This window comes from Streptomyces sp. UF-297, from assembly GCF_058245575.1.
The window spans coordinates 1-24,644 of record NZ_JBSIBZ010000015.1; the positions used below are offsets into that span (position 1 = coordinate 1).

24 protein-coding genes and 1 tRNA gene are annotated in these 24,644 nt (G+C 72.8%); 9 read left to right on the forward strand and 16 right to left on the reverse strand.

Annotated elements, in window-relative coordinates; translation table 11 throughout:
* Window positions 1-333: 333 nt before the first annotated feature.
* Together AC4IJH_RS11485 and AC4IJH_RS11490 are read left to right on the forward strand one after the other, a co-directional pair.
* Window positions 334-975, forward strand: a complete 642-nt coding sequence (locus tag AC4IJH_RS11485) for a GntR family transcriptional regulator (RefSeq protein WP_490851509.1) — start codon at window positions 334-336, stop codon at window positions 973-975.
* Window positions 976-1,056: 81 nt separating this feature from the next.
* Window positions 1,057-1,878, forward strand: coding sequence for an SDR family NAD(P)-dependent oxidoreductase (locus AC4IJH_RS11490; protein WP_490851510.1), 822 nt, complete (start codon window positions 1,057-1,059; stop codon window positions 1,876-1,878).
* Window positions 1,879-1,939: 61 nt separating this feature from the next.
* On the opposite strand, the gene AC4IJH_RS11495 is transcribed toward AC4IJH_RS11490, so the two are convergent.
* A tRNA-Pro gene (locus AC4IJH_RS11495) sits at window positions 1,940-2,013 on the reverse strand.
* 189 nt (window positions 2,014-2,202) lie between these two features.
* On the opposite strand from AC4IJH_RS11495, the gene AC4IJH_RS11500 reads away from it, so the two are divergent.
* On the forward strand, window positions 2,203-2,496 hold the full coding sequence (locus AC4IJH_RS11500; RefSeq protein WP_490851511.1) for a YiaA/YiaB family inner membrane protein: 294 nt from the start codon (window positions 2,203-2,205) through the stop codon (window positions 2,494-2,496).
* On the opposite strand, the gene soxR is transcribed toward AC4IJH_RS11500, so the two are convergent.
* Window positions 2,477-2,959, reverse strand: a complete 483-nt coding sequence (gene soxR, locus AC4IJH_RS11505; protein WP_490851512.1) for a redox-sensitive transcriptional activator SoxR — start codon at window positions 2,957-2,959, stop codon at window positions 2,477-2,479. The genes AC4IJH_RS11500 and soxR overlap by 20 nt on opposite strands.
* A 55-nt stretch (window positions 2,960-3,014) precedes the next feature.
* Here soxR and AC4IJH_RS11510 point away from each other — a divergent pair, with 55 nt between their 5' ends.
* A complete protein-coding gene (locus AC4IJH_RS11510; protein ID WP_490851513.1) occupies window positions 3,015-3,776 on the forward strand; it encodes a thiamine pyrophosphate-binding protein in 762 nt (253 codons plus the stop codon).
* Window positions 3,777-3,874: 98 nt separating this feature from the next.
* Complete coding sequence (locus tag AC4IJH_RS11515; RefSeq protein ID WP_490851514.1) at window positions 3,875-4,777, forward strand: transketolase family protein; 903 nt, start codon at window positions 3,875-3,877, stop codon at window positions 4,775-4,777.
* 103 nt (window positions 4,778-4,880) lie between these two features.
* On the opposite strand, the gene AC4IJH_RS11520 is transcribed toward AC4IJH_RS11515, so the two are convergent.
* Together AC4IJH_RS11520 and AC4IJH_RS11525 are read right to left on the reverse strand one after the other, a co-directional pair.
* Window positions 4,881-5,243, reverse strand: a complete 363-nt coding sequence (locus tag AC4IJH_RS11520) for an MmcQ/YjbR family DNA-binding protein (protein WP_490851515.1) — start codon at window positions 5,241-5,243, stop codon at window positions 4,881-4,883.
* Between the two features lie 46 nt (window positions 5,244-5,289).
* The gene (locus AC4IJH_RS11525; protein ID WP_490851613.1) at window positions 5,290-6,177 is read right to left on the reverse strand and encodes an alpha/beta fold hydrolase; all 888 of its coding nucleotides are present in this window, start codon (window positions 6,175-6,177) and stop codon (window positions 5,290-5,292) included.
* A 335-nt stretch (window positions 6,178-6,512) separates the two neighbouring features.
* On the opposite strand from AC4IJH_RS11525, the gene AC4IJH_RS11530 reads away from it, so the two are divergent.
* A complete protein-coding gene (locus tag AC4IJH_RS11530; RefSeq protein WP_490851516.1) occupies window positions 6,513-9,767 on the forward strand; it encodes an amidohydrolase family protein in 3,255 nt (1,084 codons plus the stop codon).
* Window positions 9,768-9,783: 16 nt separating this feature from the next.
* Here the strand turns inward: AC4IJH_RS11530 and AC4IJH_RS11535 are convergent, their stop codons facing one another.
* Window positions 9,784-10,968: a Gfo/Idh/MocA family protein gene (locus tag AC4IJH_RS11535; RefSeq protein WP_490851517.1), complete on the reverse strand. Its 1,185-nt coding sequence runs from the start codon at window positions 10,966-10,968 to the stop codon at window positions 9,784-9,786.
* 546 nt (window positions 10,969-11,514) lie between these two features.
* Between AC4IJH_RS11535 and AC4IJH_RS11540 the strand changes: the two genes are divergently transcribed.
* Window positions 11,515-12,765, forward strand: coding sequence for an acyl-CoA dehydrogenase family protein (locus AC4IJH_RS11540; RefSeq protein WP_490851518.1), 1,251 nt, complete (start codon window positions 11,515-11,517; stop codon window positions 12,763-12,765).
* Window positions 12,766-12,799: 34 nt separating this feature from the next.
* Here AC4IJH_RS11540 and AC4IJH_RS11545 read toward each other — a convergent pair whose 3' ends face one another.
* The 8 genes from AC4IJH_RS11545 to AC4IJH_RS11580 form a co-directional block, all read right to left on the reverse strand.
* Entirely contained in the window at window positions 12,800-13,423 is a 624-nt protein-coding gene (locus AC4IJH_RS11545) for a GAF domain-containing protein (protein WP_490851519.1), read from the reverse strand.
* A complete protein-coding gene (locus AC4IJH_RS11550; protein WP_490851520.1) occupies window positions 13,420-14,040 on the reverse strand; it encodes a GTP-binding protein in 621 nt (206 codons plus the stop codon). The genes AC4IJH_RS11545 and AC4IJH_RS11550 overlap by 4 nt, the downstream gene beginning before the upstream one ends.
* Window positions 14,018-14,425 (reverse strand): DUF742 domain-containing protein, encoded by a 408-nt coding sequence (locus AC4IJH_RS11555; protein ID WP_490851521.1) that lies wholly within the window; start codon window positions 14,423-14,425, stop codon window positions 14,018-14,020. Before AC4IJH_RS11555 ends, AC4IJH_RS11550 begins: the two co-directional genes overlap by 23 nt.
* Window positions 14,426-14,427: 2 nt before the next feature.
* The gene (locus tag AC4IJH_RS11560; RefSeq protein ID WP_490851522.1) at window positions 14,428-14,880 is read right to left on the reverse strand and encodes a roadblock/LC7 domain-containing protein; all 453 of its coding nucleotides are present in this window, start codon (window positions 14,878-14,880) and stop codon (window positions 14,428-14,430) included.
* On the reverse strand, window positions 14,870-16,927 hold the full coding sequence (locus AC4IJH_RS11565; RefSeq protein ID WP_490851523.1) for a sensor histidine kinase: 2,058 nt from the start codon (window positions 16,925-16,927) through the stop codon (window positions 14,870-14,872). The genes AC4IJH_RS11560 and AC4IJH_RS11565 overlap by 11 nt, the downstream gene beginning before the upstream one ends.
* Before the next feature lie 156 nt (window positions 16,928-17,083).
* On the reverse strand, window positions 17,084-18,271 hold the full coding sequence (locus AC4IJH_RS11570; protein ID WP_490851524.1) for an MBL fold metallo-hydrolase: 1,188 nt from the start codon (window positions 18,269-18,271) through the stop codon (window positions 17,084-17,086).
* A gap of 371 nt (window positions 18,272-18,642) precedes the next feature.
* On the reverse strand, window positions 18,643-19,503 hold the full coding sequence (locus AC4IJH_RS11575; protein WP_490851525.1) for a GNAT family N-acetyltransferase: 861 nt from the start codon (window positions 19,501-19,503) through the stop codon (window positions 18,643-18,645).
* A gap of 72 nt (window positions 19,504-19,575) precedes the next feature.
* Complete coding sequence (locus tag AC4IJH_RS11580) at window positions 19,576-20,973, reverse strand: NAD(P)/FAD-dependent oxidoreductase (protein WP_490851526.1); 1,398 nt, start codon at window positions 20,971-20,973, stop codon at window positions 19,576-19,578.
* Between the two features lie 118 nt (window positions 20,974-21,091).
* On the opposite strand from AC4IJH_RS11580, the gene AC4IJH_RS11585 reads away from it, so the two are divergent.
* On the forward strand, window positions 21,092-22,090 hold the full coding sequence (locus AC4IJH_RS11585) for a carbohydrate kinase family protein (protein WP_490851527.1): 999 nt from the start codon (window positions 21,092-21,094) through the stop codon (window positions 22,088-22,090).
* Here the strand turns inward: AC4IJH_RS11585 and AC4IJH_RS11590 are convergent.
* Genes AC4IJH_RS11590 through AC4IJH_RS11600 form a run of 3 tightly spaced genes read right to left on the reverse strand, consistent with a single transcriptional unit; the run spans window position 22,063 to window position 24,050 of the window.
* Complete coding sequence (locus AC4IJH_RS11590) at window positions 22,063-22,836, reverse strand: SAM-dependent methyltransferase (RefSeq protein WP_490851614.1); 774 nt, start codon at window positions 22,834-22,836, stop codon at window positions 22,063-22,065. The two genes, AC4IJH_RS11585 and AC4IJH_RS11590, sit on opposite strands and share 28 nt — an antisense overlap.
* A gap of 59 nt (window positions 22,837-22,895) precedes the next feature.
* Window positions 22,896-23,180, reverse strand: a complete 285-nt coding sequence (locus AC4IJH_RS11595) for a DUF397 domain-containing protein (RefSeq protein WP_490851528.1) — start codon at window positions 23,178-23,180, stop codon at window positions 22,896-22,898.
* Window positions 23,181-23,183: 3 nt separating this feature from the next.
* On the reverse strand, window positions 23,184-24,050 hold the full coding sequence (locus AC4IJH_RS11600; RefSeq protein ID WP_490851529.1) for a Sco1979 family transcriptional regulator: 867 nt from the start codon (window positions 24,048-24,050) through the stop codon (window positions 23,184-23,186).
* Between the two features lie 135 nt (window positions 24,051-24,185).
* Between AC4IJH_RS11600 and AC4IJH_RS11605 the strand changes: the two genes are divergently transcribed.
* Window positions 24,186-24,638: an ATP-binding protein gene (locus tag AC4IJH_RS11605; protein ID WP_490851530.1), complete on the forward strand. Its 453-nt coding sequence runs from the start codon at window positions 24,186-24,188 to the stop codon at window positions 24,636-24,638.
* Window positions 24,639-24,644 lie beyond the last annotated feature (6 nt).

The window sequence follows — 24,644 nt, forward strand, 5'->3', positions numbered from 1 at the left end:
CAGCCCCCCGCGGCGTGCTCGGCCGCGGCCGAGCACGCCAGCGAGGAGGCCACAACTGCCCTGCGTGCCGGTCCTGTTGGCACCGCATCCCCCTGCCGCCCGGGTTTCCCTCACCCCTGTGGTGTCGTGCTGTAATGCGGTGTGCCGTGATGCTGTATTCAGCACACTGAATGACGGTGTCGCCCGGCACAAGGTAGGCCCCGGGTGCCTCTCGGGAAACGCGCGTTTTGGCCAACACCGCGCACGACTCCCTGACGTACCATCAGTCACCGTGCGCCATCTGCTTGTTCCCCCCACACCGTCCGAGAGGAACGAGAGAAGAGAGCCGCCACCATGCCCATCGAACGGCGTCCGCTGCGCGAGCAGGTCAAGGAGGAACTCCTGGAGCGCCTGCGCCAGGGGGAGTTCACCACCGGCGAGACCATCAACGAACTGCGTCTGGCGGCCGAGCTGGGCGTCAGCCGCACCCCGCTGCGCGAGGCCCTGATCACGCTGGAGCGGGAGGGAGTGATCACCAGCGAGCGCGGCAAGGGCTTTCGCTTCGCACCGATGAGCCCACGGGAATTCTGCGAACTCACCGCGATCATGGCCGCTTTGGAGTCCCTCGCACTGGAGCTGAGCGACCCGGAACAGCTGCGCGCCACCGCCCCGCGCCTGCTGGCCGAGGCCCGCGCCTTCTCCTCCCACAACGCCCCGTACGAGGTCATCGAGCGCCACGACGACGCCTGGCACGACCTGCTGCTCTCCGGCTGCCCCAACGACCGGCTGATGGACCTGATCACCTCCCTCAAGCTCACCATGCACCGCTACCAGCGGGTGGTCGTCGGCGACCAGAACAGCCTGGAGCGCGCCGCGGAGGAACACGAGCGGATCGCCGACTGCCTGACCCACGGCGACCTCCCGGGCGCCGTCGCCGCCCTGAAGGCCAACTGGAACAGCGGCATGCAACGCATCCTGGCACGCCTCACCCCTTGACCACGCCGCCCCGCCCCTCCGGCCTCCCCCTACGTACGATCGAACCCCCTGCACCCGACCACCTGCGGAGGCTGAACGACCATGGCGGACCAGCGAGTTTTCATCGTCACCGGCGGAGGGACGGGGATCGGCGCCGCCACCGCCCGGCTCCTGTGCGAGGCCGGCCACCATGTGGTGATCTCCGGGCGGCGCCCCGAGCCGCTGCACCGCCTCGCCGAGGAGACCGGAGCGCTGGCCCACCCCGCCGACACCACCGACCCCGGCGCCGTCACCGGCCTGATCGAGGCGGCACTCGCCGCGCACGGCCGGATCGACGGGCTCGTCCTGAACGCGGGCGTGGCACGCGGCGGAGCCGTCGGCGACCTGTCGATGGAGGACTGGGAGACGGTCCTGACCACCAACCTCACCGGCCCCTTCCTGCTCCTGCGCACCGCACTCCCCCACCTGCTGGAGTCCCGCGGCTCGGTCGTCGCGGTCGCCTCCGTCTCCGCCCTGCGCAACGGCGTGGCCAACGCCGCCTACGCGGCCTCCAAGGCGGCCCTGCTCCAGCTCTGCCGCTCCCTGGCCGTCGACTACGGCCCCCGCGGCCTGCGCGCCAACACCGTCTGCCCCTCCTGGGTACGCACCGACATGGCCGACCGCCGCATGACCCGCTTCGCCGAAGAGGCCGCCCTCGGCGACGGCGGCAAGGACGCCGCGTACGAGGAGGCCTCCCGCCTGATCCCCGCCCGCCGCCCCGGCGAGCCCCACGAGGTGGCCGAGGCCATCGCCTGGCTGCTCTCCCCCGCCGCCTCCTTCGTCAACGGCGCCACCCTCACCGTCGACGGCGGCGTCACCGCCGTCGACCCGGGCACCGTCGCCTTCGACTTCCGCATCGACCCGCGCGCCGCAACGGGACGCTGAACAGCGAGAAGGCCGTATCGGATCTCTCCGATACGGCCTTCTCGCTCACGACTCGCAAAAGTCGGGACGACAGGATTTGAACCTGCGACCCCTTGACCCCCAGTCAAGTGCGCTACCAAGCTGCGCCACGTCCCGTTGCCCGTCCGGCCCGGGTTTTCCCCGGCTGGCCGCGCACGAGAACAATACCGCATGTCAGAGGGTGGGCGCCGCCAGGTTTGGGCACAGGGGGCCCGAAACCCGGCGCGGCGGGCCGACCGATCGGGCCATCGGCAGTTGAGTAGCCGTACTCATGTGCTCACCGCACGGCGCCGGGACGCTACGCGCATGACTACTCCTTCGATCCAGCGGCCGACCACCACCGCCTTCTTCGTGCAGGCCGCGATCTCCTTCGGACTGTCCCTGGTGGCGCTCATGATCGGGATTCTGCGGCTGCCCGTAGGGCCGTGGGAGCGGTCCTTTCTCGCGCTCGGTCTGGTCTTCGTGGTCTCGTCGGCCTTCACGCTGGCCAAGTGCGTACGGGACCGGCAGGAGGTCCAGGAGGTGACCAACCGCGTCGACAAGGCCCGGATCGACAAGATCCTCATCGAGCAGGACGTCTTCAAGTCCGGGCCGGTGTGACGCCCGCCGAGTCCGGGGTGTCACCCATCAGGTAGCGGGCGCCCGCACCCATGCCCGCCGCCTTGTCCTCGGGGTTGTAGAGGCCGCATTTACGCAGGCTCAGACAGCCGCAGCCGATACAGCTGCTCAACTGGCCGCGCAGACGCTGGAGTTCGGCGATCTGGTCGTCGATGCGGTGGGTCCAGGTGCGGGCGACGTTGTTCCACTCGCCCGCGTTGGGCGCGCGGTCCTGCGGGAGCTTGGCCAGGGCCGCCCGCGCCTCGTCCAGGGAGAGGCCGACGGTCTGGGCGGCGCGGATGAAGGCGATCCGGCGCAGCGTGGCGCGCTCGAAGCGGCGCTGCCCGCCGGCCGTGCGCTCGGAGCGGATCAGCCCCAGTTCCTCGTAGTAGCGCAGGGCGGAGGTGGCCAGTCCGCTGCGGGCCGCGAGCTCGCCGATCGGGAGGCGGTCGTGTTTGGAGGTCATGCACCGGAGAATAGCGCTTGACTTCAAGTCGGCTTGAAGTTGCAAGCTCTCTTGCATGACGAACGCGACGGCGAACCAGACGACGAACACCACGACGACACCGGTGCTGCCCCTCGCGCAGAAGCCGGTGCCCGCCCCTCCCGGCTTCGGCGACCTGCCCGCGCTGATGAGTCTGATGACCGGCGACGAGAAGCACGGCCCCGCCGCCACCTCCACCCTGGACGCGGTGTGGGTCCTCTACGACCGGGTGCTGCGCATCTCCCCCGAGACCGCCCAGGCCCCCGACCGGGACCGCTTCCTGCTCTCCAAGGGCCACGGCCCGATGGCCTACTACGCCGTACTGGCCGCCAAGGGCTTCTTCCCCACCTCCTGGCTGCCGGGCTTCGGCTCGTACGACTCGCCGCTGGGCCACCACCCGGACCGGATGCTCGTACCGGGCGCCGAGATCGGCAGCGGCTCGCTGGGGCACGGCCTGCCGCTGGCCGTCGGCACGGCGCTGGGCCTGCGCGCCCAGGGGCTGACCGACCCGGCGGTGTGGGTGCTGATCGGCGACGCCGAGCTGGACGAGGGCAGCAACCACGAGGCGATCGCCTACGCGGGCTCCGCGGGGCTTCAGCGGCTGCACACCCTGGTCATCGACAACTCCTCCGCCACCCACGGCTGGCGCGGCGGCATCGCCTCGCGCTTCGAGGCGGCGGGCTGGTCGGCCACCACCGTCGACGGCCGCGACCACCAGGCGCTGTACGAGGCCTTCACCGCCGAGCACCCGGGCCGGCCGCACGCGGTCGTGGCCCGTGTGGAGCCCAAGAACGGCTGAGCCGTCCCCTGGCCCCCCACATCCCCCGACACCGGACATCCCCCGGTACCGACTCCCCCGACACCGACAATCCAGAGCAGAACGAGAGGGTCTTCCTGATGGACACCATGCGTGAGCGCTTCGCCTCGGTCACCACCCGCCTGCTGGACGAGGACCCGCGGCTGGCCGTCGTCCTGGCCGAGATCGGCGTGGACGGCTTCGCCACGGCCAAGGAACGGCACCCCGACAGAGTGGTGAACGTCGGGATCAGGGAGCAGCTGCTGGTCGGCGTGGGCGGCGGGCTGGCCCTGACCGGGCTGCGCCCGATCATGCACACCTTCGCCTCCTTCCTGGTGGAGCGCCCCTTCGAGCAGGTCAAGCTGGACTTCGGCCACCAGGGCACCGGCGGGGTGCTGGTCAGCGCGGGCGCCTCCTACGACTGGCCGGCCGGCGGCTTCACGCACATGGCGCCGGGCGATGTCGCCCTGCTGGACACCCTGGACGGCTGGACCGTGCACGTCCCCGGCCACCCGGACGAGGCCGAGACGCTGCTGCGGCACGCCGCGGCGGCGGGGGACGACAAGGTCTACGTACGCCTGTCCGTACAGACCAACCAGGCGCCGCGGCCGGTGGACGGCAGCCGCTTCCTGACCCTGCGCGAGGGCCGCGCCGGGGTCGTGGTGGCCGTCGGGCCGATGCTGGACAACGTCCTGGCCGCGACCGAGGGCCTGGATGCGACGGTCCTGTACGCGACGACCGTGCGGCCCTTCGACGCCGAGACGCTGCGCACCGCCGTCGGTGCGGCCGACGCCGCCGATGTGGTGATCGTCGAGCCGTATCTCGCCGGCACCTCCACCGGCGCGGCGAACGACGCCCTGGCCGCCGTAGCGCACCGCGTCCTGGGCCTGGGCGTCGGCCGCCGGGAGCTGCGCACCTACGGGCAGCTCGACGAGCACCTGGCGGGGCAGGGGCTGGACGCGGGGGCGCTGCGGGAGCGGATCACGGCCTTCCTCGGCCGGTGACAGCTGCCGGTGACACGGGGGCCCTTCCCCCCCCGCCCACCCACCCCGCACCCCGCACCAGACTCCGTCCTACGCCGGCCCCCGCCCCACCTCCCCCTCAGGCTCAGCCTCCGGACGCCCCCCATGGATCAGGGTGGGCGTCCGCGAGTGTGCGCGGTGCCGTCTGGCGCCAGGCGTCCAGGAGGATGGAGCGCAGCTCCTCCTCGCTCTCCACGGCGGCCAGGCGCACCCGCAGCCAGGCGTAGTTGTCGTCGTGGCCGGGACGTATGGAGAACTTCTCCGGCTCGGCGGCGATCAGCTCCGCGCGGTCCTCCTTGGGGCACTTGACGCCCATGGAGGCATCGTCGTCGTCCAGAGCGGCGAAGATCTTGCCCCGGACGCGGAAGGTGGGCATCCCCCAGGCGAGCTTCTCCTCCGTCGCGGGGAGCCCGAGCGCCTGGGTGCGTACGTCATCGGCACTGACCATGGGAAAACGGTAGACCCGGGCACTGACAACGGCGCGTCCTCGCAGGTCACACCCGTTCCTCCAGCCAGGCCAGCAGGTCGCGCTGCACCTCGTCGCGGTTGGTCTCGTTCAGGATCTCGTGGCGGGCGCCGGGGTAGGCCTTCCAGGTGAGGTCGCGGGTGCCCAGGTAGCGGAAGTCCTCCAGGAGCTCGTTGACCAGGGTCAGACGCTGATGGCAGGGGTCCTGGTCGCCGACGGCGATGTGCACGGGCAGCTCGCGCGGGACGCGGGCGAGGTGGGCCGGGTCGTTGACCTTGCGCACCGCCCGTACCCAGTCCAGGGCCAGACCGGCGCAGAAGGGGAAGCCGCAGTTCCTATCGGCGGCGTAGCGCGCCACTTCCGCGGGATCGCGGGAGAGCCATTCGAAGCCGGTACGGGGCTCGTCGGGGTGGTGGTAGGGGTCGTTGAAGGACGCGAAGAGGCGGGGGATGAAGGGGGAGAGCGCGGTGCGGCCGCGGGCGGCGATCTCCGTCTCCAGCTCCGCGATGGAGGTCTCGACCTCGGCGGCGGGCAGCGAGCGGAAGGTCCCGGTGAGGATCAGCCCGGACAGCCCCGCCCCGTACTCCTGCGCGTAGTCGCGGGCCAGCATCGAGCCCATGCTGTGACCCAGCAGGACCAGCGGCAGGCCGGGGTGCGCGGCGCGGGCCGTATCGCCGATGGCCTTCAGGTCGGTGACGACGGCGCGCCAGGCGTCCTCGCCGACGACGCCGCGGCCTCCGGTGGACAAGGCGGTGGCGCCGTGACCGCGGTGGTCCGAGGCGACGACGGCGAAGCCGTGGCCGGTCAGGTGGCGGGCGAACCGGTCGTAGCGCAGGGCGTGTTCGGCGGCGCCGTGTGCGATCTGCACCACGGCGCGCGGGCGGGCGTGCGCCGGGAGCCAGGTGTACGTGGCGATCCGGACGCCGTCGAGGGACGGGTGGAAACCGTGGTGGGGCTGCGGGCCGGGCGCCCCTTGGGGCGCCCCCTGCGCCGTGGGGTCGCCGGGTGCGGCGCCGTAGGCGGTCACGATGGCGTCTCCTGTCTGTCGGAGGAGGTGGAAATGTCTGCCGGAGGGAGTGGAAACCGCAGCGGCGGAAAGAGCCGGGTGGACGGGAGCCACTCTCCCGTGGGCGGCGTGCGCGTCCAAGAGGCAGGTGGCACTGCGGTGTTGACCCCGGGGCCACGCCTCGTGACAAGATCGGGCGGTTCCACCCGCTCCTGAGCCACAACACCCTTGTCGCAGGAGGACCGTTGGACACCACGGACAGATCCGCAGCGTCGTTGCCCGACTCGCCCGACCCCGGCTCCCCCGGCTCCGCCCCGCGCCTGTCCCGGCGCGGATTCCTGCAGGGCACGGCATCGGCCGCCGCAGCGGTGGGCCTGGCCGGTATCGCCCCTCCCGCCACCGCCACCGCCGCCACCGCCGCCACCGCGGCGACCGGCACCAGCACCTCGCTGTCCTTCACCGGTGCCACCAACGGCGCCGCCACCCTCTCTCCCTCCGGCGACCGGCTGGTCGCCGAGGTCCAGAACGTCCTGTGGTCGCTGCCGCGCTCCGGCGGCGAGGCGGTGCCGCTCACCCCGGCAGACCTGGAGCCCACCCGGCCCGTCTTCTCGCCCGACGGGCGCCGCCTGGCCCTGTGCGCCTACAAGGGCGGCAACTTCCACCTCTGGACGCTGCGCCCGGACGGCTCCGGCCTGCGGCAGCTGACCGACGGCCCGTGGGACGACCGCGGCCCCGCCTGGTCCCCCGACGGCACCCGGCTCGCCTTCGCCTCCGAGCGCGGCGGCGACTCGGTGACCGGCAGCCCGTACCGCCTCTGGGTGCTGGACGTACGCAGCCACCGGCTGACCCGCGTCACCGGGCTCCCCGGCCAGGGCGGCCCTCATCAGGACGGCGCCTGGGAGGACTTCGACCCGGTCTGGTCCCCCGACGGCGAGCGCCTGTGGTTCGTGCGCGGGCGGCTGTCGGGGACCGCGCTGCTCTCCCGTACGGTCGCCTCCGTACGGGCCGACGGCAGCGGAGAGGTACGCACCGAGCACACCGAGACCGCCACGGCCCAGGTCCTGGCCCCGGCCCTGTCCCCGGCCGGGCGGCTGGCCTACCTGCGCACCACGGACTACCCGGGGCCCACCTGCACGCTGGTCGTGGACGGCGCCGCCGTGCCGGTGGACGGCGATGTGATGCCGGTGCCGCCGCGCTGGGTCTCGCGCGAGGAGCTGCTGCTGACCGTCGGCGGGCAGTTCCGGATTCTGCGGCCCGCCGCGCCCGGCGACGCGGGCGAGCGGATCCCGTTCGCCGCCCGGCTCCCCCTGGACCGGCCGCGCTACCGGGTCAAGGACTACGGCTTCGAGCGGACCGGCGTGCGGCCGGTGCGCGGCATCCACCTGCCCGCGCTCTCGCCCGACGGCCGCCAGGTGGCCTTCGCCGCCCTGAACTCCCTGTGGCTCGCGCCCACTTCGGGCGGCGGCGCGCCGCGCCGGATCGTACGGGCCGGTGCCACCCGCTATGTCACGGCCCCGAGCTGGTCGCGGGACGGCCGCCATCTGCTGTACGCGGACGACCGGGACGGGCTCTTCGCCGTCCGCCGCCGCGAGGTGGCCGGCGGGCAGGAGATCGTGCTCGCCACCGGGGGCCGGGTACAGCCGGCGCTGTCGCCGGACGGCAAGCGGCTCGCTGCCCTCGACATGTCCGGAAATCTCGTGGTACGCACCCTCGACGACGGCAAGGAGACGGTGGTCGCGACACCGATGGGCGCGGGCGGGCTGCCCGGCCGCCCCAGCTGGTCGCCCGACGGCCGCTATCTGGCCTTCTGCGACCGCGGCCGCCTCAACCGCCGCTTCCGCGAGGGCTACAACCTCATCCGCGTCGTCGACACCCGCGACGGCACGAGCCGGCTGCACGCCCTCGCCCCGCATGTGTCCGTGTCCGACCGCTACGACTCCGGACCGGTGTGGTCCCCGGACGGCAGGTGGCTGGCGGTGATCGCCGAATCGGCGCTGTGGCTGCTGCCCGTACGCCCCGACGGCACCCCCGACGGCGTGCCGCGCCGGCTGACCGACGAGCCCGCCGACCACCCGTCCTGGTCCGGCGACTCGCAGAGCCTGCTGTACCTCTCGGCCGGGCGGCTGCGGCTGACCGGTGTGCACGGCGGCACGGCGCGTACCGTCAACGTCCGTATCGACCACCGCGGTTCGGCGCCGCGGGACACGGTCGTGCACGCGGGACGCCTGTGGGACGGCACCGGCGAGCGGGTCCGCGAGGACGTCGACGTGGTGGTGCGGCGGGGCCGGATCACCGCCGTCGAGCCGCACCGCGCGAGCCGTACCCGCGCCGCTGCCCACGTGGTGGACGCCTCCGAACGGACCGTGATCCCCGGCCTGTGGGACTCCCACACCCACCCGTGGCAGATCACCTACGGCGGCCGCCAGATGGCGCTGCCGCTCGCGTACGGCATCACCACGACCGTCTCGCTGGGCGGCTTCTCCTACGAACAGGCCCGGCTGCGCGAGGCCATCACCTCCGGCACCCTGACCGGCCCGCGGCTGCTGACCAGCGGCGAGCTGCTGGACGGGTCCCGGGTGGCGTACAGCATGGGCCGCGCGCACCGCACTCGCGAGGGGCTGCGCCGCTCCCTGGAGCGCGGCGCGGCGCTGGACTGGGACTTCGTCAAGACCTATGTCCGCGCGCCCGGTTGGGTGATGGAGGAGGCGGCGCGCTTCGCGCACCGGCGTCTGGGCGTACGCGCCGGGAGCCATCTGCTCTCCCCCGGCGTCCAGCTGGGCCAGGATCTGACGACCCATCTGCAGGCAACCCAGCGCCTGGAGTTCGGGCACGCCGTCTCCGGCTCCGCACACTCCTACCAGGACGTACGGGAGATCTACACCGGCACCGACTTCCACCTCATCGCCACCCCCTTCTCCGCCGCGGCACTGCTCGGCCTGGACCCCGCGCTGGCCGAGGACCCGCGGGTCACCCGGCTGATGCCGCCGTGGGACGTGGCTTTGGTCCGCGAGGGGGCGCAGCAGAAACCCACCGACACCCAGCTGAGCGACATCGACACCGAGGTGGCGATCTACCGCGGGGTGCTGGACGGCGGCGGTCTGGTCGCGCTGGGGACGGACCAGCCGCTGGAGCCGGTGGGCCTCCATCTGCACCTGGCGCTGCGGGCGCTGCACCGCAGCGGGCTGACCGCCGCCCAGGCGTTGCGCACCGCGACGGTACTGCCCGCCCGGGTCTTCGGCGCCGACAAGGACCTGGGCACCCTTGAGGCCGGGAAGCTGGCCGACCTCACGGTCGTGGACGGCGACCCGTTCACCGACTTCGACTCCCTGACCCGTACGGTCTGTGTGCTGCGCGGCGGCCGCCGCTACGACCAGCGGGACCTGGTGAACTCCTTCCCCTCCCCCAACGGCCGCTCACCCGGGGCCGACGGGAAGGAGGAGGACTGGCTGGAGGTGGGGCGCCAGCACCGCAAGGAGTCCTGCTGCGGCCCTGAGCACTGACCCCGCGCCGCCTCCGTCACACCTGGCCCCGCTCGAAGTACGCCACGAGAGCGGGGTCCAGGCCGGGCACCTCGTGCGGGGCGCCGCCGGCGCGCAGCGAGGCGGTGGCCCGCTCCCCGGCGGCGACGGCCATCCGCGCCGCGACGGGCGAGGTGTCGGTGGGTCCCCCTTCGCGGACGAAGCGCAGGAATTCGTCCATCAGCAGGGGGTCGGCGCCGCCGTGCCCCGCCTCGTCGTCGACGAGCGGTACGCGGTGCTCCGCGTCCGCGTCCGTGCGGTACTCCGACTGGCGCGCGTTCCACACCTTCACCACCGCGCCCGGACCGTCGCCGAAGTTCTCCAGCCGCCCCGCGTCGCCGATGACGGTGTAGTTGCGCCAGTAGTCCGGGCTGAAGTGGCACTGCTGGTAGGCGGCCAGCACCCCGTTGTCCAGGCGCAGGTTGACCAGCGAGACGTCCTCGATGTCGATGACCGGGTTGAGTCCGCGCTGATCGCCCGGCGGCCAGTGCGCCGCGTGGTCCAGCCAGTCGGCGGGCCGCGGCTCCCCGGGCGCGCGCCGCATGGCGTGCGCGCCGTAGACCATCAAATCGCCCAGCGCCTGCACCGTGCGCGCGTACCCGCCCGCGAGCCAGTGCAGCACGTCCAGGTCGTGCGCGCCCTTCTGCAGCAACAGGCCGCCGGTGCAGCGGCGTTCGGCGTGCCAGTCCTTGAAGTAGTAGTCGCCGCCGTGCGAGACGAAGTGGCGTACCCACACCGTCCTGACCCGTCCGATGTCGCCGCGCGCGATCACCTCGCGCATCAGGCGGATCACCGGCATATGGCGCATGTTGTGGCCGACGTACAGGCGGGTGCCCGTCTCGCGCGCCGTGCGCAGGACCGTGTCACAGCGCGCCGCGGAGATCTCCAGCGGCTTCTCGACGAAGACCGGCACTCCGGCGCGCAACGCCCGGCAGGCGAGGTCGGCGTGGGTGTGGTCGGGGGTGAGCAGCAGGAGCGCGTCCAGGTCCTCGCTCCCGAGCAGTACGCCGGGGTCGGCGACCGTCCGCACACCGGGGATACGGCGGGCGGCGTGCTCCCGCGCTGCCGGGTCGGGGTCGGCCACGGCCACAACCCTGGCTCCGGCGCCGGGCCGGTGGGCGGTACGCACGAGGGATCCGCGCATACCGAAGCCGAGGACTCCAAGGCGCAGGTCGTCGGTCATGGCGCTACCTCCACGAGGGATGTCGTACGGGTGCGGTCAGGGTTCCAGGCGAAGTCAACAAGAGGCGACACCGCGGCGGGCCGGGACTGCGTATTCATTCCGCGCCACCCCACGCCACCCCGCCTTCGGGGCCGCCCCGGCGGCGCGGCAACCGGATCATCAGCCCCCTCGATCCCATGCGCCCCGCAGGGGGAATACCACAGGGGTGGTGAATCTTTACAGCGCACTCCAACTCTGCACATAAATGCAGGGAGTTGATGTTTTATGCGCTGTGCAGTAGGTATGCCAACGGGTATTGCACCGGGTAAGCATGACGCAACAGTCCGCAACGACCGAGGACCGGGAGCGGCCGGCCATCGGCGGGAGGTGCGACCGGCAACCGACCCGACAGCGACGCGACGGCAATCAGCCACGAAATCTGGTCCGGACCAAGGGTGCCCCAGGCATCAACCGGGCACCGGCCGGACAGTCTCAAGCGGCACCATCCGTGCCGCACAACGGCAAGGAGCAGCAAGCGCGGGGAAGTTCAGCGGAGGAGGGTTCGTCTTGCATCGCTACTTCACAGACCAGCGGCATGAAGCGCTTCGGCGCCGGGTCCGCGAGTTCGCCGAGTGCGAAGTCCGGCCCCGCATAGCCGAGATGGAGGCGACCCGTACCGTCTGCCACGACCTGTCGCGCCGCATCGCCCGCCAGGGGTGGATCGGCGTCACCGTGCACCGGGCCTACGGCGGCATGGGGGCGGGGCATCTGGCCAAGACCGTCGTCATCGAGGAGCTCTCGCGGGTCAGCGCAGCCATGGGAGCCATGGTCCAGGCGTCCCAGCTGGGAGCAGCGAAGATCATCCACTTCGGCAACGAGGAACAGCGCAAGACCTGGCTGCCCGCGATCGCCTCGGGCGACTGCCTGCCGACCATCGCCGTCACCGAGCCGCAGTCGGGCGGCCACGTACTGGGCATGACCAGCACGGCGGTGCGCGACGGCGACGACTACATCCTCAACGGCCGCAAGGTCTACGTCGGCAACAGCCACGTCGGCGATCTGCACGGCGTGGTCGTGCGCACCTCCGAGGGCCCCAAGGGCCTGTCGGCGTTCCTGGTGGAGTCGGACCGGCCCGGCTTCCACCTGGGCGAGCAGCGGCCCGCCATGGGGCTGCACGGCTTCAGTTTCGGCGAGCTGTTCTTCGACAACTGCCGCGTCCCGGCGGCCAATCTGCTCGGCCGGGAGGGCGACGGACTGTCCGTCGCGTACTCCTCCAGTGTGTTGTACGGGCGGCCGAATCTGACCGCTGTATCCCTGGGAATCCACCAGGCGGTCCTGGACGAGACCGCTCGCTTCTGCGCCGAACGGGAGCGTTACGGAAAGCCGCTGTCCAATCTGGCCAACATCAAGCTCAAGCTCGGGCGCATCCAGTCACGGCTGCTCATCGCCAGACTGGCCGCCTACCACGCCGTCCATCTCCTGGACCAAGGGGCGCCGTGCGACGCCGAGCTGATGAACGCCAAGCTGGTCAACGTGGAGTCCGCACTGGAGTCGGCGCGCGACGCGATGGACATCCACGCCGCGTGCGGGCTGTTCACCGACCGGCCCGTGGAGCGCTATCTGCGCGACGCGCACCACATCTTCGCACCGGCCGGCACCTCCGACGTCCAGCTGCTGCGGCTGGGCGAACTGGCGCTGGGCACGGCCAAGGGCGACTGGTCCAGCCGCCTGTCCGAGCTGGTGCGCCTGCCGGAGGAGGAGCACGGCATCCCGGCCCAGCGCACCGAATTCCACGCGGCGTTGGCGCCCGCGAGGTGAGGGCGCCCGCCGGCCGCGGGTGACACGCGAAAGGTCAGAGCTCGTCGGGCCGCTGCTGCCGCTCCATGCGGTGGATCTGCTCGACGAGCTCGGCGGCCATCGCCTTGATGGTCTCCAGGCCCTGCCGCCCCCAGGGCCTCGGCTCCAGGTCCACGACACAGACCGTGCCCAGCGCCATGCCGGTGTGCTCGATCAGCGGCGCGCCCAGATAGGAGCGGATACCGATCTCGTCCACGACCGGATTGCCCGCGAACCGCGGGTAGTCGCAGACGTCCTCCAGCACCAGCGCTTTGCGGCGCACGACCACATGCGGGCAGTAGCCGTGGTCGCGGGCCATGACCCGGCCCGGCTGGGCGCTGGGCGGCGCGGGTCCCAGCTCGACGGGCGCCTGGTCCTCGGAGGGGGTGTAGAGCCCGGCGAAGTACTGCCGGTGCTCGTCGATGAAGTTGACCATCGCGTACGGCGCGGCCGTCGTACGCGCCAGTTTGCGGGCGAACTCGTCGAAGGCCGGCAGCGGGGACTCGCCGATCCCCAGGGCGCGCAGCCGGGCCACCCGCGCCGGGGCCTCGTCGTCCTGAGGGGTCAGCAGCAGATGCCGGGTGGGGTCGTAGGACACGTACGGGACGCGGGACGCTGGGTAGTTCGCGGGCAGGTTCATGGCAGCTCCGGGGTCACGGCGAGGGCAGGAGTGAGCAGATGCTGGACGAGCGAGACCAGAACGCCGGTGGCGGAGCTGCACTGGCGGGCGTCGCACAGCACGACCGGCGTGTCGGGGTCCAGGTCTATGGCGGTGCGTACCTCGTCGGCGTCGTAGTGGTACGAGCCGTCGAACTCGTTCACGGCGATGATGAAACCGATGCCGCGCCGCTCGAAGAAGTCGACGGCGGCGAAGCACTGGTCCAGGCGCCGGGTGTCGGCCAGCACGACCGCGCCCAGCGCGCCGTTGGACAGTTCGTCCCACATGAACCAGAAGCGCTCCTGTCCGGGGGTCCCGAACAGGTACAGGATGTGCTCCTGGCTGATGGTGATCCGGCCGAAGTCCATGGCGACGGTCGTGGTGTTCTTCTCCTCGATGCCCGCCAGGTCGTCGTGGCCCACGCTGACCTGGGTCAGCAGTTCCTCCGTACTCAACGGCTCGATCTCGCTCACGGCCCCGACGAAGGTCGTCTTGCCCACGCCGAATCCGCCCGCGACCAGGATCTTGAGCGCGGACGGAAAGGGGTCCGGTGCCCCGGTGTCATAGGGCAGCAGGTCACAGCCGTTTACGGAGTCCATGCAGCACCGCCTCCAGAAGTGCTCGGTCGATAGTGGCGAGGGAACCGGCCGGGGCCTGGGCGGGAGCCCGCGCGGTGAGCGCGCCGCACTCGACGAGATCGGCGAGGAGCACTTTGGTGACCACGGCCGGCAGACGTATGTGGGCGGCGATCTCGGCGACCGACACCGGGCCACCGCATAATCCCAATACCTGCGCGTAGTCGGGTCCTTGGCAGCTGACGGGCCGCTGCCCGGTGGCCATCACCAAGGTCAGCAGATCGAGCTGGGCGGTCGGGTGCGTGCGGCCGTTGCTGACGGTGTAGGGGCGGACCAGACGGCCCGCCTCGTCGTCGAGCCAGGGCATCTCCTGGCCCGCCCGCCCGCGCCGACGGCGCCGCGCCGTCATGCTCAGCGACCGCCTGCCTGCGCCTGTTGCCGCACGGGTGTCGCCAAGTACGGCCGTACGCTCTTGACCAGCATGCCCATCTCGTAGCCGAGCACGGCCACATCGGCCTCCCGGTCGGCCAGTACCGCCAGACAGGCGCCCGATCCGGCCGTGGAGACGAACAGGAAGGTGGACTCCAGCTCGACGACGACCTGGAGGACCTCGTCGCCCCCCTCGCCGAAGCGCGCTCCGGCACTGCGGGCCAGGGAGTACAGGCCGGAGGCGAGCGCCGCCATGTGGTCCGCGCTGTCCGGGTCGAACCCGTGGGCGGCCTTGACCAGGCCGTCGGAGGACAGCAGGAGCGCGCTGGAGGCATGCGGCACGCGCTGCACCAGGCCGGTCAACAGCCAGGAAAGGTCATTCTGTTGGCCCGTCTGAAGCTGTGACTGAGCCTGCACACGCACATCACTCACCATGGTTGGGGTCGTCTCCTCGGGGGCGGACCTGCGGGGGGTCGTAGCTGGCGTCTCGGCCGCCGTCGTAATCGCCGTATCCGCCCTCGCGGGTGGCGGCGTAACTGTCGTCGGCGAGGCTGATGCCACGGCGGAAGGCGGCCATCAGGCCGGGGTCGTGCTCGGGTTCGGGCCCGCCGTCGGGCCGTCCCGCCGAGGGAAGGATGGGCTCGCCGCGCAGCTGCGGGACGAGGTGCTCCTGCTTGCGGCGGCGCGGGAGGGAGGGCCGGAGTCCGTCGGCGGGCGGCGCGGGCGGCAGCACGACCGGGCCGGGCCCGGTGTCCACCGTGGAGCGGTAGGCCGCGGATCCGGCCTCCGTCTCGGCGCCGCGGCCGTGGCCCGCGCTCTGCGCGCTGCCGCGGTCGGCCGCCGCGGTGGCGGCCAGGTGGGTGGCGGCCCGCTTGTCGGCGGCGTGCTGCGCGGTGGTGTGGGCGGTGTGGGCCATTCCGGCGTACGTTCCGCTCTGCCTCGCTGCGGTGGTGGTCTCCTCGGCGTACGAGGTGCCCGTGGACGCGTACCGGTCGGTGCCGGGCAGCTGGCCCTCGCCGCGGACGGTGGCCGGGGACTGCTCCCCGGTGCGCGGCGTCGGCGCGGGCAGGTCCGCCACGGGGTCGACGGCTGCGTGGGGGGCGCGCACCAGGCGGCGGCGCGGCTCCTCGGTGACGGCGGAGCGGCCGGACCGGGCGGCCCGGTGGTCCTCGGGAGCCGCTTCCTGGTCCTGCGGTACGCAGTCGGCGCCGAGCAGGCCCTGGGGCAGGATGAGGACGGCCTGGACGCCGCCGTAGATGTTGCTCTGCAGGCGGACGACGATGCCGTGCCGGCGGGCCAGGGAGGAGACCACGAACAGTCCGATGCGGCCGTCGCTGAGCAGCTCGGCGACATCGACGTGCTCGGGGTCGGCGAGCAGCGCGTTCATCTGGGCCTGCTCGTCCAGGGGCATGCCCAGGCCGCGGTCCTCGACCTCGACGGCGAGCCCCGCGGTGACCAGCTGGGCGCGCAGCAGGACGTGGGTCTGCGGGGCGGAGTAGACGGTGGCGTTCTCGACCAGCTCGGCCAGGAGGTGGATGACGTCGGCGACGGCGTGACCGCGCAGCGTGCCCTCGATGGGGGGTACGAGCTTGACCCTGGGGTACTGCTCGACCTCGGCGATGGAGGAGCGCAGCACCTCGGTCATGGTCACCGGGCGGCTCCACTGGCGGCGCGAGATGGCGCCGCCCAGGACGGCGAGGTTCTCGGCGTGCCGGCGGATGCGGGTGGCCAGGTGGTCGACGTGGAAGAGGCCCTTGAGCAGGTCGGGGTCCTCGACCTGGTTCTCCAGCTCGTCCAGCAGCTCGATCTCGCGGTGGACCAGGGACTGCAGGCGCCGGGCGAGGTTGACGAAGACCTCGACCTTCTGCTCGCTGCCGCTGGCGTTGGAGCGGGCGATGGCGACGGCGTCGATGACGGCGGACTCGGCCGCCCGGCCGGCCGCGGCGACCTCGTAGGCCAGCAGGTCCAGGGTGTCGCCGGAGGGCAGGGCGGGCGGCTGGTGGTCGCGCTGCTGGAGCCATTCGCCCTGCCGTACGCGGTGCAGCAGGTCGTACAGGTCGGACTGGCTGCGGGCGCAGACCTGGCGGAGCCGGGCGTAGCGGGTGACCTGGGCGCGCGCCTCGGCGCCCGCCGCGACGCCCGCCACCAGGACGATGCCGCAGACCAGCGCGAGGCCGCCGAGCAGCACCACCCAGTCCCTGGCGGCCAGTTGGGCGCCGCCGGCCCGTACGACGAAGGCCAGGGCGGCGGAGCAGGTGGCGGCGACCAGGAGGCAGGGGATGGCCGCCAGCCGTACCAGGCGGGACCGTATGGCCGAATCGGCGGCGGAGTCGCGCAGCAGGGACCGGCCGTGGCGGCCGCCCTCGCGCTCGCGGCGCCGTCCGCCCGAGGGCACGGCGGCTGCTCCCCGGGGGGCCTCGGTCCCATGGGGTCCCTGGGCCTCCTGGGACGTCGGGGTCCCTTGGGGGTATGGAGCAGGCATCGGCGCCCTCCGGATCGGCCGTCGGCAGTTCACGGAAGACGCACGCTAGTGGTTGCCGGGGCGGGGTTTAGACCCCCTTCCGGGTTTCGCTACCCCTCGCCACCTCCTTGGGAGGGGAAACCTCGCACTGGGTTTCGCTTCTATACGAACTACCGTTCATCCGGCGGGAGTTGAGGCCTCCCGATTGGCGCTCGGCAGCGCCCTGCGCGCCGGGGGCCAGCTCGGCCACCCCTGTACGGGGGGAACGGCGATGGCCCGCCACCACGGCTCCACGATCTGCTCGTCGGCCGGCTCGAAGGGCTTGCCGGGAGGGGGCGCGGCGACTTTCGCGCCCGTTGAGTGCGCCGCTGCAACCGTTCGCTCCACGGGGTCCGCCCACGGGTGCGGGGCGAGGTTGAACGTCCCCCAGTGGATGGGGAGCAGGGTGCCCGCCGGAGCGCCGCCGCCGAGGTCACCGTGGGCGCGCAGCCCTTCCTCGGGGGTCATGTGCACATCGGGCCAGAACTCGCTGTAGGCCCCGATCTGGATCATCGTGGCGTCGAACGGGCCGTGCTCGGCGCCGATCTGCGCGAAGCCGCCGAAATAACCGGTGTCGCCGCTGTGGTAGATGCGGTGCTCGGGCCCGGCGACCACCCAGGACGCCCACAGGGTGTGCTGCGGGCCGCGCAGCCCGCGGCCGCAGAAGTGCTGGGCGGGGGCGGCGGTCAGCCGCAGTCCGCCGAGCCGGGTGGACTCGTGCCAGTCCAGCTCGGTGATCCGCTCGGCCGGTACGCCCCAGAACTCCAGGTCGGCGCCGACGCCCAGCGGTACCACGAAGGCCGCGCCGGTGCCGCTCAGCGCCTGGACGGTGGACATGTCCAGGTGGTCGTAGTGGTCGTGCGAGATGACGACCACGTCCACCGGCGCCAGCTCGCCGAGATCGACGGGCACCGGGTGCAGCCGCTTGGGCCCGGCCCAGGTGAACGGCGAGCAGCGCTCGCCCCAGACCGGGTCGAAGAGCACCCGCTGCCCGTCGATCTCGGCGAGGACGCTGGAATGCCCCATCCAGGTGAGCCGCAGCCCGGAGGCGGGCGGGCGGCCCCAGTCCCGGCCGGTGGGCCGGTGCACGGGGATCGGGCCGACCGGCGCCCTGCGCAGCCGCCCCTCCCGGCTCAGCTGCGTACGGGCCATGGGCAGGGCGGATCCCTGGAGCAGCTGGCGGGTCGGCGCGGGGTTGCGGAACTGGCCGTCGACGAACTGCGGCGACCTGCGCATCCTGGCCAGCCGCTCCCCTGTGGGCTCGGCGCCGAAGCTCGCGGGGCGCAGGGCGGAAAGACTCACGCGTCGGGAGTGGGAACCGGTCACGGAACCTCCAGGATCGGGTGCGGTCGCGAGGAGAACGGGCCGCGTGGGCGGCGGGTTCCTGCAGGCCACAGCGGTGCGCGGCCGGTGGCGCGGGGGCGGCGCCACCCGGACACCACTCACCATCGCCCGTGGAGCCGAACCGCGCGACCGGCCGCCGCATTCCGCGCGGGGCGCCCGCGGCAACCGCCCCGCGGACGCGGCGGCGGCGCGCGCACGCCTCCCCGGGCCCGCAGGCGCCCACAGCCCGCACGCCGACCCTAGGGACGGGCGCTCACGCCCCACTCATGGCGCCCTCATGCCGCCGCACACCCCGGCCCGCTCCCGTACGCTCCGGACCGCCTCAGCGAGCCCCCCAGGGACCGTGAAGCCAGCTAGTCCGCCCGCACGGCCCCCAGGTCGAGGACGACGTGGTCCTCCACGGGGCGGTAGCCCAGCCGCTGGTAGAGGGCGTTGCTGGTGGGGTTGGCCAGGTCGGTGAAGAGCAGGACCTCCCGGGCCCCGGCCGCCAGCGCGCCGCGGGTCACGGCCGTGGTCACCGCGCTCGCATAGCCGCGGCCGCGCAGCTCGGGCGGGGTGTAGACGGGCGCGACCCGGGCCGTCCCCTCCAGGGTGCGGGTGGCCCCGGCCAGGGCCACGGGCCGGCCGCCGGCCTCCCACAGCGTGCATCCGCCGTAGGAGAGGCGGTCGTCGATCAGCCGGGTGTGCGGCTCGGGCGGCTGGCCGATGTCCCGGTTGAAGGCGGCGAACCAGTCGATCAGCAGCTCGCGGTCGGAGCGGGTGGCGACCCGGGCCGCACCGGGCGGCGGCACGGCAGGCGCGGTCAGCTCGCCCAGGCGGTACAGCCGGTGGCGGGCCCGGAGCCGCGCGCCTTCGCCGGTCCGGGCCCGCCACTGCGCGGCGAACGCCTCGGCCGCCTCCTGCCCGCCGTTGATCCCCGGCACCGGCTCCGGTCCGCCGGCCAGCGCCCCGGCCAGTTCGGCGGCGGCTTGCGCGGGCATCGGGGAGAGCAGTACGGGCCGGGGCGGGGTCCACACGAAGGCGCCCGCCGTCGCGCCGCCCGGCCCCCGCCACCAGCCGTACAGCGGGGCCGTGTCGCCGTACGCCCCGGGCCCGTTGGCGCGCAGTGCGGCCGTCACCGACAGCAGTACGGTGTGCCGGTCCGGCCGGGAGCGCACAAATCCCTGCGCCGCGGCCCGGAACTCCTCGATATCACCTGTCGTCGTCCATCCCATGCCTCACCCTCGCGGCTGCCGCCCGGCCGGTGCATCTGTATTTCCGCAGGATGAAGCGCCCCGGCGGCGCCCTCACGCCCGCTGCCGGGTGAGCCCGGCGGCCGGGGGCGGTGCGGGCAGGGCGCCGCGCCGTGGGAGCAGGAGGGTGCGCAGGGCGACGCGCGGGGACAGGAGGCGGGAGACGGGGGCGGTGAGGCAGAGGACGTCGCGGAAGGCGGCGCCGACGACGGGGTCGATGGCGGCGCGGGCGGTGAGGCGGTCCACGTACCGGGCACCCAGCCGCTCGCCGGGGCCCGGCCGGGTGTCCTGGGCGCCCGCGTAGGGGCGGTCGGCGCCGACGGCCGCGAGCCAGGCGGGGTCGGCGGCCCGGGCCACGGCGCGCTGGGCCCGCGCGGCGAGCCCGGGGCGCAGTCCGCCGCTCTCCAGGGCGGTGCGCAGCGCCAGCGCTCCGAGGGCGGCGACCGACATGCCCTGGCCGTAGACGGGGTTGAAGGTGCAGGTGGCGTCGCCCAGGACAACGAACCCCTCGGGCACGCCGCCGGGGCGCTCGTAGTGGCGGCGGCGGTTGAAGGTGTCGCGGAATCCGTGGATGGGCGAGATCGGCTCGGCGTGCGCGAGCAGCCGGTGGATGCAGGTGTCGCCGACGGTGGCGGTGAAGGCGGCGAACGGCTCCTCGTCGGTGGAGGGGTGGTGGCCGCGCACCCCGGACAGGGTCAGCATCCACTTGCCGTCCTCGACGGGGAGGTAGGCCGCGCCGCGCGGACTGGCGGGCCAGGCGGGGATGTTGATGCCGGCGCCGGGCGCGAGCGCCGGGTCGGTGGGCCGGAACATCCGGGTGGCGTAGGCGATTTCGGGGTCCAGCAGCTGTTCGTAGGGGGCGCTCCGGCCCAGTTCGGCGTACCAGCGCGGGGTGCGCGAGCCGCGCCCCGAGGCGTCCACGACGAGGGCCGCGGGCAGCTCGCGTCCGGCCGTCCGCCCCTGGCCGCCGCCCTCGCGCGGGCGGACGCGTACGCCGGTGACCCGGCCCGCGTCGCCGCACAGCCCGATCGCCTCGGTCGCCTCCAGCACCTCCACACGGGTGGGCGAGGCCGCGGCCGCCCGCAGCACCCGCTCGCGGACCACCGCGTCCAGTACGGGCCGGGTGACGCTCAGGCAGGGGTGGCGGCGCTCGTCGAAGGGGTGCTGCCAGCCAGTGGGGGTGCGGGTGAGGAGCTGGCCCGGCAGGTACAGGCGGCGCGCCCCGGCCCCGGTGAGGGCGGTGACGGTGCCGGGCAGCAGGCTCTCCAGGGCGCGCTGGCCGCCGCTGAGGAAGAGGTGCAGATGGCGGGCCTGCGGTACGCCCTTGCGGAAGGCGGGCCCGTCCGGATAGCGGTCGCGCTCGACGACGGTGACCGTATTGGCGTGCCCCAGCAGGGCGGCGACGGCGAGCATCCCGGCGAGCCCGCCGCCGATCACTACCACGTCCGGCATGCCATGCCCCTCTCGTCCCACGGACCGCCCTCACCCTTCCCTAAAATCCTCAAGGCGCTCCCCGGCCGGGGAGACTTCCCGCCACGGACACCCACCAGCCAGGCACGCGAGGACAGTTGTGACACTCCAGCAGGAAACCGCGCCGCACGATCCCTACGACGTGCTGGTCGTGGGCGGGTCGGGGGTGGACACGATCGTCAGCGTCGGCGCGCTCCCGGTGCCGCACGCCGACTCCTACGGCGTTCCCCCCATCCGCGAGTGGGCCGGGCACACGGGCACCGGCGTCGCTTTGGGCTGCGCCGCGCTCGGACTGGCCACCGGCTTCGTCGACTTCATCGGCGAGGACCACCCGGGCTCCCTGGTCCGCGAGCGGCTGGCGGGCACCGGCGTCGCCTTCCACCCGCTCCTCTCGCCGCACGGCACCCGGCGCGCCGTGAACCTGGTGGCGCCCGACGGCCGCCGCACCTCCTTCTACGACGCCCGGGACCCGCTCGATCTGCGGATGCCGCCCGAGCACTACCTGCCGCACCTGCGCCGCGCCCGCCACGTACACCTCTCGATCGTGCACTTCGCCCGTTTCCTGTACGACGACATCCAGGCGCTCCGGCTCCCGGTCTCCACCGACCTGCACGACTGGGACGGACTGGCCGACCACCACCGGGAGTTCGCGCTCCGCTCGGACCTGGTCTTCCTCAGCGCGGCGGGGGCCGGTGAGCGCATCGGCCAGGTGATGCGGGAGATCCTGCGCGAGGGGCGGGCCGAGGCGGTGATCGCCACGGCGGGGGCGGGCGGTTCCTATCTCCTGACCGCCGACGACAGCACGCCACGGCACATCCCGGCCGCCGCCGCGCCGGGCCCCGTCGTGGACAGCAACGGCGCGGGCGACGCCTTCGTCTGCGGCTTCCTGCACGGCCGGCTGGCGGGCCGCGCGCTGGAGGACTGCGCGCGCCTGGGCGCCGTCGCGGGCGCGTACGCCTGCACGACGCAGGGCACCCACACCTCGCTCATCAGCGCCGAGGAGCTCGCGGCCGCGGTCGGCGGGCAGGACGCCGGGCAGGTTCCCGCGCCCCCTGCCCCTGCGCCTGCCGCTCAGCCCTTCGTGCCCACCCCGCCGTAGAACACCACGTCGTTGATCTCCCGGGCGCCGGGCACCGCGGTGTCCGGGCGCCACAGCGGGACCCGTACGACCCCGGGGTCCAGCAGCTCGAACGGGCCGAAGAGCGGCTCGATCTCGGCCTTGGTGCGCAGGGTGAGCATGGCGGTGGCGTTCTTGTAGACGTCCAGCACCTCGTCGCGCCGCTCGACGTCCGTGCGGCCCTTCTCGTACTCCTCGTACGGCTCGCCGGTGGCGTGCGAGAGCACCAGGCAGCTGCCGCTGGGCAGCGCGTCGGCGAGGGTGGCGACGATCCGGGCCGGGTCCTCGGCGTCCTTGACGAAGTGGAGGACGGCGACGAGCATCAGCGCCACCGGCCGGTCGAAATCGATCAGTTCGCGGACCGTGGGGTGATCGAGGATGGACTTCGGGTCGCGCACATCGGCCAGGACGAATCCGGTGTCGGCGGTGTTGGTCAGCCGTGCCCCGGCGTGCGTGGCGACGATGGGGTCGTTGTCGACGTAGACGACCCGGACGTCCTCGGCGGCCTCGCGGGCGACCTCGTGGGTGTTGGGGGAGGTCGGGATGCCGGTGCCGATGTCGAGGATCTGCCGGATGCCGCCGCCGACCACCGTGCGCACCGCCCGGTGCAGGAAGGCGCGGTTGGCGCGGGCGCTGTCGCGGGCCTGCGGGTGGATCTGGATGACCCGTTCCGCGGCCAGCCGGTCCACCTCGTAGTTGTCCCGGCCGTCCAGGTAGTAGTCGTACATCCGCGCCGGATGCGGTCTGCTGGTGTCGATCTCCTCGGCCGCGAAGCCCCGTTCCGTACTCACGCCGTCCTCCGTTCGGTGCCCCTGCACGGTGCCGCGGTCAGCAGGAAGTCGGCCGCGCCGTTCTTCGCCCCGCGGATGAAGGTCTCGATCTCTCGGTGGGTGTAGATCAGGGCCGGGCCGTCCGGGTCGGTGGACTGGCGCAGCGCCACCCGGCCGTCGCTCAGCCGCATGACCTCGACGCACTCGCCGCCGTTGCCGCCGCTCCACGGCTTGTGCCAGCCCTCGGTGCCCAACTCCTTGGCGGGCATGCCGTTGTAGATGCGTATGCGATCCCGATCCATGGTTCAGATCTCCTTGCGAAAGCCACCCAGAAGGGCCTCGGTGGTGTGTGCCGGCGCGGCCTGCGCGCACATCCGGTCCAGGGCCTCCAGGAACTGTGAGACATCGTCGCGCTGGTCGAAGTACCGGGCGCTGACCAGGTCTTCGGAGTAGGCGATGTCCGGCAGCTCGGGGAGCGGGAACCGGAAGATGTGGAACGGCCCGTACATGGCGGGGTGCGGGCCCGCGGCGAACGGGATGATCTGCAGGCGCACGTTCGGCCGCTCGGCGGCTTCCATCAGACGGGTGATCTGGTCGCGCAGTACGCGCGTTCCGCCGATGGGGCGTCGAAAGACGGTCTCGTCCATGACGACCCACAGCATCGGGGCGTTCTCCCGGTCGAGCAGGGCCTGGCGTGCCATGCGCAGGTCGACCAGGCGGTCCAGCTCGGTGTCGGCGGCGTGCGGCATTCCGGCGCGCAGCACGGCGCGCGCGTAGTCCTGGGTCTGCAACAGGCCCGGGACGTAGTGTGGTTGGTAGGACCGGATCAGGTTGGCTGCGGTCTCCAGGCTGACGTAGGCGCTGAACCAGTCGGGCAGTACGTCCCTGAACTTGTGCCACCAGCCGGGGCGGTTGGCCTCGCGGGCCAGGCAGACGAAGCCGTCGATCTCGCCCTGGTCACACACTCCGTAGGTGGCCAGCAGCTTCTCGACGTACGGGATCTTGAGGCCGACCTCGGCCTTCTCCATGCGCCGTACGGTGGCGTGGGTGACGTCCAGGGCCGCGGCGGCCTGTTCGTAGGACAGTCCCGCCTTCTCGCGCAGGTCCTGGAGGCGCTTGCCGAGCACCACCCGCAGGACGGTGGGGGCGCCACCCGACCGTGCGTCCGCCACTGCTGATCCCCTCCAACCGGTCGAGTGATCAGCAGTGTGTCATGTCGCGGGCAACACGAACAGACTGTGGTTGCGATTCTGCAAATTACAGACTGATCCTTGCCATCGGTGACCAACATCGCACATAGTTTTGGCGTGGCTTACTCCGACAACGCTGCATCGTTCGGGCGCTGCGGCGGCTTTGTCGCCGAGCGACTCCAGAGCGCGTTCCATCTGCCGGCGCGGCGCACGTCCGTGCCGGAGGCGCGCAGACGCGTACTGGCGGCACTGGATGAATGGGGCGCGCACCAACAGGTGCGCGAGGACGCGGAGTTGGTGGTCTCCGAGCTGTTCACCAACGCGGTGTGCCACACCGAGAGCGAGAAGGTCTCCTGCGAACTGACCCTGTCCGGCGCGCGTTTGCGGGTCTCGGTCACCGACCAGGGCCGCGGCTGTTCCGTACCGCGCGCCCGCGTCGGCACCATGGACCAGGAGGGCGGGCGGGGCCTGCTGCTGGTCGGCGCCCTGTCCCGCGACTGGGGCGTACGGCCCGACGACACCGGCCGGGGCCGGGTCGTCTGGGCCGATCTTCCGTGTGACCGTATGTGACCGGAA

Excerpts from the sequence above, each read along its gene's own strand:
- AC4IJH_RS11485 (WP_490851509.1), top strand. The coding sequence starts at position 334 with ATGCCCATCGAACGGCGTCCGCTGCGCGAGCAGGTCAAGGAGGAACTC.
- AC4IJH_RS11490 (WP_490851510.1), top strand. The coding sequence starts at position 1,057 with ATGGCGGACCAGCGAGTTTTCATCGTCACCGGCGGAGGGACGGGGATC.
- AC4IJH_RS11500 (WP_490851511.1), top strand. The coding sequence starts at position 2,203 with ATGACTACTCCTTCGATCCAGCGGCCGACCACCACCGCCTTCTTCGTG.
- soxR (WP_490851512.1), bottom strand. The coding sequence starts at position 2,959 with ATGACCTCCAAACACGACCGCCTCCCGATCGGCGAGCTCGCGGCCCGC.
- AC4IJH_RS11510 (WP_490851513.1), top strand. The coding sequence starts at position 3,015 with ATGACGAACGCGACGGCGAACCAGACGACGAACACCACGACGACACCG.
- AC4IJH_RS11515 (WP_490851514.1), top strand. The coding sequence starts at position 3,875 with ATGGACACCATGCGTGAGCGCTTCGCCTCGGTCACCACCCGCCTGCTG.
- AC4IJH_RS11520 (WP_490851515.1), bottom strand. The coding sequence starts at position 5,243 with ATGGTCAGTGCCGATGACGTACGCACCCAGGCGCTCGGGCTCCCCGCG.
- AC4IJH_RS11535 (WP_490851517.1), bottom strand. The coding sequence starts at position 10,968 with ATGACCGACGACCTGCGCCTTGGAGTCCTCGGCTTCGGTATGCGCGGA.
- AC4IJH_RS11545 (WP_490851519.1), bottom strand. The coding sequence starts at position 13,423 with ATGAACCTGCCCGCGAACTACCCAGCGTCCCGCGTCCCGTACGTGTCC.
- AC4IJH_RS11550 (WP_490851520.1), bottom strand. The coding sequence starts at position 14,040 with ATGGACTCCGTAAACGGCTGTGACCTGCTGCCCTATGACACCGGGGCA.
- AC4IJH_RS11555 (WP_490851521.1), bottom strand. The coding sequence starts at position 14,425 with ATGACGGCGCGGCGCCGTCGGCGCGGGCGGGCGGGCCAGGAGATGCCC.
- AC4IJH_RS11560 (WP_490851522.1), bottom strand. The coding sequence starts at position 14,880 with ATGGTGAGTGATGTGCGTGTGCAGGCTCAGTCACAGCTTCAGACGGGC.
- AC4IJH_RS11565 (WP_490851523.1), bottom strand. The coding sequence starts at position 16,927 with ATGCCTGCTCCATACCCCCAAGGGACCCCGACGTCCCAGGAGGCCCAG.
- AC4IJH_RS11575 (WP_490851525.1), bottom strand. The coding sequence starts at position 19,503 with ATGGGATGGACGACGACAGGTGATATCGAGGAGTTCCGGGCCGCGGCG.
- AC4IJH_RS11580 (WP_490851526.1), bottom strand. The coding sequence starts at position 20,973 with ATGCCGGACGTGGTAGTGATCGGCGGCGGGCTCGCCGGGATGCTCGCC.
- AC4IJH_RS11590 (WP_490851614.1), bottom strand. The coding sequence starts at position 22,836 with ATGTACGACTACTACCTGGACGGCCGGGACAACTACGAGGTGGACCGG.
- AC4IJH_RS11595 (WP_490851528.1), bottom strand. The coding sequence starts at position 23,180 with ATGGATCGGGATCGCATACGCATCTACAACGGCATGCCCGCCAAGGAG.